The organism is Pseudalkalibacillus sp. Hm43, from assembly GCF_054170705.1.
In genome coordinates, this window is record NZ_CM135129.1 from 274,634 (window position 1) to 287,247 (window position 12,614).

Annotated in this window: 13 protein-coding genes; 9 read left to right on the forward strand and 4 right to left on the reverse strand. The window is 44.7% G+C overall.

Going from position 1 to position 12,614, the window contains the following annotated elements; translation table 11 throughout:
• Positions 1-9: 9 nt before the first annotated feature.
• Positions 10-1,584 carry a spore germination protein gene (locus tag ACXQIQ_RS01440; protein ID WP_439300500.1) on the reverse strand — a complete coding sequence of 525 codons (1,575 nt, stop codon included), beginning with the start codon at positions 1,582-1,584 and terminating at the stop codon, positions 10-12.
• 142 nt (positions 1,585-1,726) lie between these two features.
• Positions 1,727-2,635, reverse strand: a complete 909-nt coding sequence (locus ACXQIQ_RS01445; RefSeq protein WP_439300499.1) for a hydroxymethylglutaryl-CoA lyase — start codon at positions 2,633-2,635, stop codon at positions 1,727-1,729.
• A 198-nt stretch (positions 2,636-2,833) separates the two neighbouring features.
• On the opposite strand from ACXQIQ_RS01445, the gene ACXQIQ_RS01450 reads away from it, so the two are divergent.
• Genes ACXQIQ_RS01450 through ACXQIQ_RS01470 form a run of 5 tightly spaced genes read left to right on the forward strand, consistent with a single transcriptional unit; the run spans position 2,834 to position 7,992 of the window.
• Entirely contained in the window at positions 2,834-4,015 is a 1,182-nt protein-coding gene (locus ACXQIQ_RS01450) for an acetyl-CoA C-acetyltransferase (RefSeq protein ID WP_439300498.1), read from the forward strand.
• 20 nt (positions 4,016-4,035) lie between these two features.
• On the forward strand, positions 4,036-4,725 hold the full coding sequence (locus tag ACXQIQ_RS01455; protein ID WP_439300497.1) for a CoA transferase subunit A: 690 nt from the start codon (positions 4,036-4,038) through the stop codon (positions 4,723-4,725).
• Between the two features lie 18 nt (positions 4,726-4,743).
• Complete coding sequence (locus ACXQIQ_RS01460; RefSeq protein ID WP_439300496.1) at positions 4,744-5,415, forward strand: CoA transferase subunit B; 672 nt, start codon at positions 4,744-4,746, stop codon at positions 5,413-5,415.
• A 40-nt stretch (positions 5,416-5,455) separates the two neighbouring features.
• Positions 5,456-6,772 (forward strand): short-chain fatty acid transporter, encoded by a 1,317-nt coding sequence (locus tag ACXQIQ_RS01465; protein ID WP_439300495.1) that lies wholly within the window; start codon positions 5,456-5,458, stop codon positions 6,770-6,772.
• Between the two features lie 38 nt (positions 6,773-6,810).
• Entirely contained in the window at positions 6,811-7,992 is a 1,182-nt protein-coding gene (locus ACXQIQ_RS01470; protein WP_439300494.1) for a thiolase family protein, read from the forward strand.
• Positions 7,993-8,213: 221 nt separating this feature from the next.
• Here the strand turns inward: ACXQIQ_RS01470 and ACXQIQ_RS01475 are convergent, their stop codons facing one another.
• Positions 8,214-9,122, reverse strand: a complete 909-nt coding sequence (locus tag ACXQIQ_RS01475; RefSeq protein ID WP_439300492.1) for an aldo/keto reductase — start codon at positions 9,120-9,122, stop codon at positions 8,214-8,216.
• Between the two features lie 130 nt (positions 9,123-9,252).
• The gene (mciZ, locus tag ACXQIQ_RS01480) at positions 9,253-9,384 is read right to left on the reverse strand and encodes a Z-ring formation inhibitor MciZ (RefSeq protein ID WP_439300491.1); all 132 of its coding nucleotides are present in this window, start codon (positions 9,382-9,384) and stop codon (positions 9,253-9,255) included.
• 99 nt (positions 9,385-9,483) lie between these two features.
• On the opposite strand from mciZ, the gene ACXQIQ_RS01485 reads away from it, so the two are divergent.
• The 4 genes from ACXQIQ_RS01485 to fur all read left to right on the forward strand — a co-directional run bounded on the left by ACXQIQ_RS01485 (position 9,484) and on the right by fur (position 12,517).
• Entirely contained in the window at positions 9,484-10,026 is a 543-nt protein-coding gene (locus tag ACXQIQ_RS01485; RefSeq protein ID WP_439300490.1) for an NUDIX domain-containing protein, read from the forward strand.
• A 6-nt stretch (positions 10,027-10,032) separates the two neighbouring features.
• Complete coding sequence (locus ACXQIQ_RS01490) at positions 10,033-11,193, forward strand: endonuclease Q family protein (protein WP_439300489.1); 1,161 nt, start codon at positions 10,033-10,035, stop codon at positions 11,191-11,193.
• 82 nt (positions 11,194-11,275) lie between these two features.
• Complete coding sequence (spoIIM, locus tag ACXQIQ_RS01495; protein WP_439300488.1) at positions 11,276-11,926, forward strand: stage II sporulation protein M; 651 nt, start codon at positions 11,276-11,278, stop codon at positions 11,924-11,926.
• 114 nt (positions 11,927-12,040) lie between these two features.
• Positions 12,041-12,517 carry a ferric iron uptake transcriptional regulator gene (fur, locus tag ACXQIQ_RS01500; protein WP_439300487.1) on the forward strand — a complete coding sequence of 159 codons (477 nt, stop codon included), beginning with the start codon at positions 12,041-12,043 and terminating at the stop codon, positions 12,515-12,517.
• Positions 12,518-12,614: the final 97 nt, after the last annotated feature.

A 12,614-nucleotide genomic window follows, 5' to 3' on the forward strand; every position in this document is an offset into this window, starting at 1 on the left:
TCATTATCATCATTGCTTTCTCTTGCCATTCAGAGGCGAATGGTATTGTTGCTTCGTTGTATTTATTTGACTTATCAATCGAGGTCTGGTGATCAACCATCTTCTAGGGAATCTGAATACAGCATCTTTTTGTTCTTTTAAGCTGAAAGGTCCAATCGGAGACATGTACGGCATACCGAAAGAACGTAGACTACATAAATGTAAAAGCAATAAAAATAGTCCGACTGCGATTCCGAATAAGCCAAATGTGGCGGCAAGAATCATAAAGCCGAATCGTAGAATTCGGACAGAAAGTGCCATGTCGTAAGAAGGGAATACGAAGTTGGAAATTGCAGTGATGGATACGACGATAACCATTGTCGGAGAGACAAGTCCCGCCTGGACAGCAGCCTGGCCGAGAACCAGTGCGCCTACAATTGATATCGCTTGTCCGACTGCTCGTGGCATCCGAATACCAGCTTCCCTTAAAATCTCAAAGGTTACTTCCATGATTAAAGCCTCAACGAGTGCAGGAAAGGGAATTCCGTCTCTTTGTGCTGCTAAGTCAATTAATAGTTGAGTCGGTATCATTTCCTGATGAAATGTTGTTACCGCGATGTATAGTGATGGAATGAGTAACGCTGCAAAAAAAGCTAGGAACCTTAAAACTCTTATGACTCCAAAGAATGAACGCTCATAGTAATCCTCAGGTGATTGGAAGTAATGGATAAACAATGCAGGCACAATAAGTGCGAAAGGTGTTCCATCGATGAGGATGGCGACTCTTCCCTCCAATAAAGCAGCAGCAACAACATCTGGACGTTCGGTGTTAAAAACAGTAGGGAAAGGGGAGGACGTCTTATCCTCAATTAATTCTTCTATATAAGCACTTTCCAAGATGCCGTCAATGTCAATCTGTTTAAGACGGTCACGTACTTCTTGAAGTACTTTAGGGTTGGTAACAGATGAGATGGAGATGATAGATACATCCGTTTGTGTATGTTTTCCGATGATGTTCGTTTCCACTCTCAAGTCTGGATCTTTAATTTTCCGACGTAAAAGTGACGTATTCGTCCTGATGCTTTCTGTAAAAGATTCCTTTGGACCACGGATGACATTTTGTGTAGTCGGTTCTGTAACTTCACGATGTTCCCAACCACGAGTAGCAGCAATGACCGCTGTGTTGATACCTTCTATGAAGATAGCGGCATCCCCAGACAAAATGTTGTTCAACGTTTTCTTGAAATCCTTCTCATCATGTACTTCACCAATGGAAATTGCTTGTTTTTTCAGGAGATCAAGATCGTTCTTTTTTTCATTGCGAAGTACTTTGGAATCATGATCGAACATCATGACTTTTAAAATAAATTCCTGTATGGATTGGATATCTACAAGTCCATCTACATAAACGATGGAAGCGTTGATTTGCTGGTAGATCTGGAATTCTCTGATGATAATGTCGTCACTTTGACCAAGACTTTCACGAAGAGCTGCAACATTTTCCTTCAGTGACCGAGAAACTTCATTAATCGGAGAATGCGTGACCTTCTTTTGATTTGTACTGAATTGATCTTTCATCCGGTTTCGTTTGCGGAAGAAACTCATGACGAGCTCACTGCTTCCCTTCTGATTTGCCCGATTTTCTTTAGTATTCACGGATAATATGAATTTATGAATACACAAAAAAGATGAACCAAATGAATTTGGTTCATCTAACTTTTCCATATCGTTTTGTAAGTCCTTAACGTCAAGAAACAGAATGCGTGTTGTTATTCAAATTGTAATATTTACTTTCAATGTTTCTAGAGACGTGTCCGGAAATGCCTTGAATGGCTTTCTGGAGTTTTTCTAAATCGATGCCGGTTTCAATGCCCATCTGATGAAGCATGTAGACGACATCCTCTGTTGCAACATTTCCTGTCGCACCGGGGGCAAACGGACATCCTCCAAGTCCGCCGGATGAGGCGTCGAATCTTGATATTCCAGCCTGGAGGCATGCAAACACATTCGCGAGTGCCATTCCGCGCGTGTCGTGGAAGTGCGCTGTCAGGAGCAGGCGATCTCCCAATTCATCATTCAACCTTTTGAACAGAGCATAGCTTTCTTGCGGGTTCGCCATCCCGATCGTATCCGCAACGCTCAGTTCGTCCACTCCATTATCTGCAAATTGCGTGCAGAGCGCGACTACATCGTCCGGATTGACCTTCCCGTCATAAGGGCAATAGAAGGCTGTCGAGATACATGCTCGGACAAAATAGCCTTTTTGCTTCAACTCCGCAAGGATCGGTTTTAATTCTTCCATACTTTCTTCTGTCGTTTTATTGATGTTCTTTTTGTTGAATGCAGAACTGACGCCTACAAAAACTGCGACATGCTTAACGTCTGTTTCATAGATGCGATCGATCCCTTTCCGGTTCGGTGCTAGGACGAAATTCCGTTCTCCATCCAGACAAGCCTCGATGACTTCCTTGGCATCACCCATCTGTGGCACCCATTTCGGGGATACGAAGGAAGTGAGCTCCATTTCCTTCAGTCCAGCTTCTTTCAATCCTTTTATGAAGTGAATTTTTGCATTGGTTGGAACTTGCTTTTTCTCATTTTGAAGTCCATCCCTTGGTCCGACTTCAATCATGGTCACTTTTTCAGGTAAGTTCATGTTCGACCTCCCAATCTGGCAAAAATCGTAAGCGTTTTCACCCATACTAACTTTCATTGTAACGCGAAAATTTTTATAAGGGCAAGAATTTTCAATAAATTGAAGAAATATTGGAGGATAGGGAGGAAATGCTCGAATGAAATGAGAAATAGACAAGGTGAGACATAGAACTACAATTCACAAGGAGGCAACAAAGAGATGGAGAGAGAAGCTGTCATTGTAAGTGCTGTCCGGACGCCAATCGGGACGTTCGGCGGTAGTCTGAAATCAATTCCAGCCACTCAATTAGGTGGTCTAGTCATTAAAGAAGCTTTACAAAAAGCTGGTATATCAGAAGTGGATGAAGTCATCATGGGGAATGTCCTGCAAGCAGGCTTAGGGCAAAATCCGGCTCGACAAGCTGCGATTCATGCAGGTCTTTCAGAGAAAATTTCATCCATGACAATCAATAAAGTGTGTGGATCCGGACTGAAAACTGTCCATCTAGCAGCACAATCCATCCTGCTTGGGGATGCAGACGTCGTCCTTGCGGGTGGAATGGAGAATATGAGCCAGGCGCCTTACTTGTTACAAGGCGCACGTGATGGCTATAAAATGGGCGATCAGAAAGTGGTCGACTCTATGGTCCACGACGGGCTTTGGTGTGCATTCAACGATTACCATATGGGGATTACAGCAGAAAACCTTTGCTCATCACATGAGTTGAAACGTGAGGAGCTTGATGAATTCGCGGCATGGAGTCAGGAGAAAGCAGCGAACGCAATTGAAAGCGGAAAATTCAAGGATGAAATCGTACCCGTTTCCATTCCTCAACGAAAAGGTGATCCGGTTGTTTTTGATACAGACGAACACCCGAAAAAAGGGTCGACTGCTGACAAGTTAGCGAAACTTCGTCCAGCATTCAAAAAGGATGGCATGGTCACTGCAGGGAACGCTTCCGGAATCAATGATGGTGCAGCCGCAGTTGTCGTCATGAGCCGACAAAAGGCTGAAGAGCTCGGATTGAAGCCGCTGGCAATCATCCGTTCAAATGCATCAGCAGGTGTTGACCCAAGTGTCATGGGCATCGGACCTGTTCCGGCAACACGTAAAGCACTTGAAAAAGCGAACCTCACAATGGATGCGATCAATTTGATCGAAGCGAACGAAGCGTTTGCCGCTCAATCGTTAGCGGTCGGGAAAGATTTGAATATCAACCGTGACATCCTCAATGTGAATGGTGGCGCAATCGCACTCGGACATCCGATCGGAGCGAGCGGAACGCGCGTACTCGTAACGCTCATTCATGAGTTGAAGCGACGTAATGAACAATATGGTCTGGCAACATTATGTATCGGTGGCGGACAAGGTGTCGCAACCATTATCGAAAATGAAGCTTAAGCAGAGGAGATGAAGAAGTTATGAAACCAATCGAAACATCATTCTTAGAAGCTGTCAAAGAAATCAAAGATGGCGCAACGATCATGGTCGGAGGATTCGGACTTGTCGGAATCCCGGAGAACCTCATCCTTGCTCTTGTTGAAAGCGGTGTCAAAGACTTGACCGTCATTTCCAACAACTGTGGAGTCGATGAGTGGGGACTCGGTCTTTTATTGAAAAACAAACAGATCAAAAAAATGGTCGGCTCTTATGTCGGTGAAAATAAAGAGTTCGAACGCCAAGTGTTGGCAGGCGAATTGGAAGTCGAACTAATCCCTCAAGGTACGCTTGCAGAGAGAATCCGTGCAGGTGGAGCAGGTATTCCTGCATTCTATACGCCAGCTGGCGTTGGAACACCGCTTGCAGAAGGTCGTGAAGTCCGTAACTTCGACGGCAAGGATTATTTGCTCGAATATGGCATGAAAGCCGATGTGAGTCTTGTTCGTGCGAAGAAAGCGGATAAGATGGGGAACCTCATCTACAATAAGACCGCTCGTAACTTCAACCCGATGATTGCAGCGGCAGGTAAAGTGACGATTGCTGAGGTGGAAGAGTTGTGCGAAGTCGGTGAATTGGATCCAGATCTGATTCATACACCAAGCATCTACGTTCAAAAGTTGATCGTTGGAGAACAGCAAAAGAAAATCGAGCGCTTGACGGTTACAAAGTAGCAGAGGAGGAACTGAATCATGACAAAAGTAGATAAAGCAATTGTACGCGAACGTATCGCAAGAAGAGCAGAAAAGGAAATCCAGGACGGCTTCTACGTGAACCTAGGAATCGGTATGCCGACGCTAGTAGCCAACTACATTTCAGATAACAAGACAGTCGTTCTTCAATCGGAAAACGGACTGCTCGGAATAGGCCGTTATCCGACAGAAGATGAAGTTGACCCGGATTTGATCAATGCTGGTAAAGAAACGGTCACAGCGACAAAAGGAGCTTCTTACTTTGACAGTTCCGAGTCATTCGCGATGATCCGTGGAGGTCATATCGATATCGCCATTTTAGGTGGTATGGAAGTTTCCGAAAACGGAGACCTTGCGAACTGGATGATTCCAGGAAAGATGATTAAAGGTATGGGCGGTGCGATGGATCTTGTCCATGGTGCACAACGCATCATCGTCATTATGGACCATGTCAATAAGAATGGTGAACCGAAGATTTTGAACAAATGCTCACTGCCGCTAACAGGTGAAGGTGTCGTCGACCGTATCATCACCGATCGTGCAGTAATCGATGTAACACCAGAAGGTCTTAAGCTAGTTGAGGTGGCAGAAGGATTCACACCTGAAGACATCCAGGAAGTGACTGAGCCTTCGCTCATCATTGCAAATGATGTAACAACCAATTCATTTTAATGAATTGTAAGCTTCTAATCGTGTAGGGAGGGGATTGGTCTTGAAAAGATTAACAGCACTTTCAAATCGGATCATGCAGAGGTATCTGCCTGATCCCTTCCTTTTTGTCGTCATTTTGACGATCGTCGTATTTTTGATGGGTATGCTCATCATGCAAAGTACACCGGTTGAAATGGTGACATATTGGGGAGATGGATTCTGGAATCTATTAACGTTTTCCATGCAGATGGTCTTGATCCTTGTGACCGGATTCGTTCTTGCGAGCAGTCCGTTTTTCAAAAGGATCCTGAAAGGGATGGCTTCGCTCGTTTCCAAGCCAGGCCAAGCGATCGTTTTCGTCACGATTGTTTCATTGATCGCAAGTTGGGTGAACTGGGGCTTCGGATTGGTCATCGGTGCCTTGTTTGCGAAAGAACTGGCCAAGAAAGTAGAGAAGGTCGATTATCGTTTGTTGATTGCCAGTGCGTATAGTGGATTCCTCGTCTGGCATGGCGGATTCTCCGGATCCATACCGTTGACGATTGCGACACCAGATCATTTTACGAGTGACATGATCGGGATCATTCCGACATCGGAAACGATCTTCGCACCGTTCAATATTTTCATCGTCATCTCGTTGTTCATCGTGCTACCGATTGTAAACCGCTTGATGATGAATTCGAAAGAGAATGCCTATTACATCGATCCTTCTGTGTTAAAAGATTCTGATGTACAAGCAGCGACCGTCGAAGCGGGTACACCTGCTGAAAAGATGGAGAACAGTAAGATTTTATCACTGATCATCGGGTTGCTCGGATTGGCGTTCATCGTCTATTATTTCGCGACGAACGGATTCAGCTTGAACTTGAACATCGTGAACTTCATCTTCTTGTTCTTCGGAATTCTGCTGCACGGTACGCCGAGAAGATTCATCAACAGCGTTTCGGAGGCGGTGAAAGGAGCAGGAGGCATCATCATTCAGTTCCCATTTTACGCTGGGATCATGGGGATGATGGTCGCATCTGGACTCGCAGCTGAAATGTCGCAATGGTTCGTGAGCATTTCTAACGATATCACGTTCCCATTCTTCGCCTTCCTTAGTGCAGGTATCGTCAACTTCTTCGTTCCATCTGGTGGAGGTCAATGGGCGGTTCAAGCACCGATCATGCTCCTTGCTGGTGAAGAACTTGGATTTGATGCAGCTAAAACTGCGATGGCAGTAGCATGGGGAGACGCATGGACGAACATGATCCAGCCGTTCTGGGCATTACCAGCCCTTGCGATTGCAGGATTGTCAGCCAAGGACATCATGGGCTTCTGTGTCATTGCCATGCTTGTAAGCGGTTTATTCATTACGGTCGGTCTCGTATTCATCTAGGATGATGCCGGATTGAAGCCTTTTTAGGAGGATAAAAGATGAACGATTTATACATTGTAGATGGCGCACGTACAGCTTTTACAACGTTCGGTGGATCATTTACACAGGTCGGTCCAACCGAACTTGGTGTTGCAACCGCGAAGGAAGCCATGCAACGGGCGAATGTGTCGCCTGAAGATATTGACCAAGTGATCTATGGAAATGTGATTCATAGTAGTGCAAATGCCCCTTACGTCGCGCGCCATATCGCCACTCAGTCTGGCATCCCTGTAGAGGTACCGGCGATGCTCGTCAACCGTTTGTGTGGTTCCGGATTGCAGTCAGTTGTTTCTGGGGCGCAGTCTTTGCTGTTGAACGAGGGAGAAGTCGCTCTTGTCGGCGGTGTGGACAACATGTCGATGAGTCCGCACGTATCTTTTCAAAATCGGTTCGAACATCCGAAGCTGGGTGGCGTCGAATTCCAGGACATGCTGTTGTTGACGTTACGTGATGAAGCGATTGGAAACGGTATGGGCATTACGGCGGAAAACTTAGCGGAGCAGTATGGCATTTCGCGTGAAGAGCAAGATGAATTTTCTACGTTGAGCCATACGAGAGCCGCTAAAGCGATTGAATCAGGCCGATTCAAAAAGGAAATTGTATCGGTTGAAGTGAAGAAGCGTAAAGAAACCGTCATGGTCGACACGGATGAACATGTTCGTCCGACGACTTCCATTGAAGGTCTTGCGAAGCTGAAACCGACGTTCAAAAAAGACGGGTCTGTAACAGCTGGGAATTCTAGCGGAATTAACGATGGAGCGGCTTCTCTAATTATCGCTAAAGATTCTTTTGTGCAAAAGAAAGAGCTAAAGCCGATGGCGAAAATCCGTTCATGGGGAATCTGCGGAGTCGATCCATCTGTGATGGGCATCGGGCCAGTGCCAGCGATCAAGATGGCACTCGAGCGGTCCGGATTGACGATGGATGATATCGATTTAGTCGAAGTGAATGAAGCTTTTGCCGCACAATATTTATCGGTCGAAAAAGAGTTGAAACTCGATCGTGAAAAAACGAATGTAAACGGTGGCGCGGTTGCACTCGGACATCCTGTTGGAGCGAGTGGTTCAAGACTACTGCTGTCACTAGCATATGAATTGCATGAACGAGATAAACAATTCGGTGTTGCTAGCCTTTGTATCGGAGGCGGACAAGGCATCGCGATGGTAATTGAACGCGTTTAGTTTCAATAAGGAGGGGGCTGACCACATGTCAGCCCCTTTCGTTATGGAGAAGTTGAGTTTTGAGCTATAAATTTCGATTTATATGGAAAAATCGAAATTCTGATCTATAATTTCTCAAATTTATGGGAAATAACACTATTTTATGGGAAATGCCGAAATCTGATCTATATTCAAAAAAACGGAGCCCGACAACCACTGTCGAGCTCCGTTTTTCCACCTATTTATTCTCGATGTTTATCGTAATGCGTCACTTGTGTCCATTCTTTAAAGAGTTCTACCTCTTCTTCTGATAGATTCACGTCTGCTGCCGCTACGTTGTTTTCCAATTGACTCACACTGCTCGCCCCTGGAATGACTGTGGCTACAGCAGGGTGATTCAGAGGATATCGTAAGGAAAGGTGTGACAAATCGCGACCTTTCGCGATTTCTTTTACTTTGGTCATTACATCTCTAATTTCCTCGTCACTATATTCCATGAATCCTTTACCAGAAGCTTTATCAGTGAAAATTCGCTCTGTAAGATTCCCCTTCGCTAACGGACCTCGTGCAATGACGGACACATCGTTTTCCTGTATGAGATCAAGGAATTCCTCAGGTCGTCGATCGAGCATGCTGTACTGCATCATGATACTCACAATGTTGGACCGTGATAAGTATTCTTTGATGACGTTCGGACGGATGGATGAGATGCCATATTCCCGAATCAGGCCATCTTGCTTCAAGTCTTCGAACGCTTCAATGATTTCATCAATCGGATCCTCAATCGTTCCACCGTGTAATTGATACAAATCAAGATAATCCGTATCCAGTCTTTGTAAGGATCTTTTGACCGCAGTTTTTATATAATCCTTACTTGGTGCCCATTCCCAACCTTCATCGACATGATCCCAGCGATTTCCTACTTTTGTAGCTAGGACGCATTGATCACGTTTTCCTTTCAATGCTTTACCGACCAACTCTTCATTTGCGCCAAAATCATACAGATCGGCAGTATCGATGAACGTCACGCCTTCATCAATTGCTCTGTGTATGATGTTGATCGATTCTTGTTCGTCCTTTCCAAGTGACATGCAACCAAGACCAATCTCTGATACATATAATTCGGAAGAACCTAGTTTATTTCGTTGCAAAGTACGCACCTCCTACACCTACATTACCACGTACGGATGGAACTGTAACACGAGAATGAGGATCAGCTTGAATTCTAAAGATAAAACATAAAAAAGCACCCTTCTGTAGAGTGCTTTCCGTCCGTTTCCTTTATACTTTTGGTTTTCCTTCGATCCATTCCTGGACGGTGGTGTATTCACGCATGTACTTCTTCAGCATGTATTTAATCTGCCAAGGTTTCCCGACAAGTGTCACGCTGTTTGGTTGAAGATAGACTTTCATGCTCGGACCCCCTTCATTTTTTACGTAGTAGGTTTAGGATGTCGCGTATGATAGACTTTATGTAAGTTGAACTAGATTTAGTACAAGGAGTTTTGCGATATGAAACCATTAGAAGAGAAGACCCTTGATTCGAAAGTGATCTATAACGGAAAGATCATCGATTTACATTTGGAAAAAGTAGAGTTGCCTGATGGAAGGACTTCAGAAAGGGAAGTGGTGAAGCATCCTGGTGCCGTTGCCATTCTCGCTGTCACGCCAGAGGACAAGATCGTGTTTGTCCGCCAATACCGTAAACCATTGAATCGTGAAATCATTGAGATTCCAGCAGGAAAGCTCGAGCCAGACGAAACTCCTGAAACATGTGCAATCCGTGAACTGGAAGAAGAGACGGGTTACCGGACAGGAAAGCTTGAATTCTTACAATCGTTCTATACGTCTCCAGGATTTGCAGATGAAATCATCCATATCTATTATACTGATCAACTCGAGCCTGGTGAGGAACAGCTCGATCAGGATGAGTTTGTTGAATTGATGGAAGTGACTTTGGATGAAGCGATCCAGATGGTGAAAGACCAGAAGATCTATGATGCGAAAACCGCATTTGCGGTGCAATATCTTCAATTGAAACGAGCGATGGAGTAAGAGAATATGATTCAACCGTTTGCAGATCTTCATATTCATTTAGGAAGTACTTGGGAAGGACAACCGGTCAAAATCTCAGCTTCCAAGAACTTGACGATTCCAACAATCATGGACACTGCTGTGCACAAGAAAGGGATCCAAATGATCGGAATCATCGACTGCCACGTCCCAGCGGTGATCGAGCAATTACAGTATATGTTGGATGATGGTGAGCTTCTCGAACATGAAGAAGGTGGCCTGATCTATGATAGTGGCTGTTTGATCCTAGGTTCCGAGATCGAAATCTATGATGAAAATTGCAAGGGACCAATTCATGTACTCGTATATTTACCTTATTTAGACAGCATGAAACATTTCAGTGAATGGTTGAGCCAACGGATGACCAATCCGACTCTATCATCACAGCGTTATTATGGTTCGGCGATCGAACTGCAAGAGAAAACGCACGAGCTAGGAGGTCTGTTCGTGATCGCCCATGCTTTCACCCCGTTTAAAAGTCTGTACGGCAAAGGGGTTGAGCGGAATCTTTCAGAAGTGTTCGATCCTGCTAAAATCAATGCCATCGAGCTTGGGTTGAGCGCGGACACAGAAATGGCGGACCAACTCAGTGAGCTCCATTCCTATCCGTATCTATCAAATTCAGATGCGCATTCACTAGAGAAGATCGGAAGGGAGTACCAACAGATTCAGGTGGATCAGCTTTCTTTTCAAGAGTTGGAATGGGCTTTGAAAGGGCAAGAAGGCAGGAAGCTTCTTTCCAACTTCGGTCTTCATCCAAAGCTAGGCAAATACTATCAAACGAGATGTTCAAAATGCGGTGCTGCTATAGAGGAGCTCTCTATGAAACGATGTCCTCACTGTGAAAAAGGTAGAGTGGTCAAAGGTGTATCCAATCGGGTGGCAGAGCTGGCGGATACATCTTTTCAACTCGATCGGCCCCCTTTTGTCCATCATGTTCCACTGGATTTCATCCCAGGTTTAGGACCAAACACTTTACGGAAACTGAGAGAAAAGTTCGGCACCGACATGGAAATCATCCATTTTAAGGATAGAGAAGCGTTGGAATCGATTCTTCCAACCCGTTTAGTAGAGAAGATCATCCAGTCAAGAACGGGTTCTGTAGCTGTGGAAGCAGGAGGAGCAGGTAAATACGGCAAGTTGAGATGATAGATTAGCTCCAAACGGATTGTCATACTCTATGAATTCCCTCATAAGATGGAAGTAAGAGAAGAAGAGGGAGGGCAATACGATGGAGCACCGGGTAACCTTGAATATGAAGCGGTCATTCTCGCAACACATGCAAGAACATTCTTCCTTATATATGTTCACAGTCGTTTTACTCATGATGGGAATCGTTTTCGGAGCCGTCATTGTAAATAGCTTAAGTTTGATGCAGAAGGAGGATCTGTTCCATTATTTGAATCGTTTTTTCGGACAAGTCTCTGAAGGAGAGGTCGCTAGTGCATCGGCCATGTTCACCCAGAGCTTTTTACACTATTTAAAATATATGGGATTGATCTGGATTCTTGGACTTTCCATCATCGGACTGCCCGTCATCCTCGTTTTGCTGTTTTTGAAAGGAATGGTGGTTGGGTTTACGGTCGGGTTTCTCGTCAATCAAATGGGGTGGCAGGGCTTCTTGTTATCGTTCGTTTCCGTACTGCCACAAAACCTAATCCTAATCCCAGCATTCGTGCTCGTCACCACTGCTGCAGTTGCAATTTCCTTGACATTGATCAAGGCTCAATTCTCAAATAGGATGAAAACGCCGCTTATGCCTTTGCTCGTCCGTTATACCATGACAGTCGTTCTCATTATGGTTCTTGTCGCATGCGCATCTTTTGTCGAAGCCTTCCTGTCGCCAACTTTGATCAAAACAACGATCGGCATTTTCAATTAATAATTGCTATCAGATGATAATAACTTTAAAACCCAAATTAAAATTATTATAATTTGACACTATTTTCACCCACGCTTATAATGAGACTATACATAGAGTGTGGGAGGGTTCGTCTTGGAAAACCGTATTGAAAGCATTAAAAAACAACTCCATTCACAAAGCTACAAATTAACCCCCCAGCGTGAAGCAACGGTCCGGGTCCTGCTAGAACGTGAAGAGGACCACTTGAGTGCAGAAGATGTCTACCTTCTCGTTAAGGAGAAAGCGCCGGAAATCGGTTTAGCAACCGTCTACCGGACACTGGAACTGCTGACTGAATTGAAAATCGTCGATAAGATCAATTTCGGCGATGGGGTTTCCAGATACGATCTACGAAAAGAAGGCGCGGATCACTTCCATCATCATTTGGTATGTATCGAATGTGGCGCAGTGGATGAAATCCAAGAGGATTTGCTTGGAGATGTAGAGCAGATCGTTGAAAGAGATTGGAATTTTAAAGTAAAGGATCACCGATTGACATTCCATGGAATCTGTCACCGGTGCCATGACAAAGTTGAAGCTGAAAAAGAAGAAGAAGTAACGACGAAATAATTGAAAATGAATCATAATGAAACGATGGGTTGACCCGAAATGAAAGAGTTCCAAAGGGTCAGCTTTTTCTTTTGTTCTTTTCCTAAGGATTGTTGCT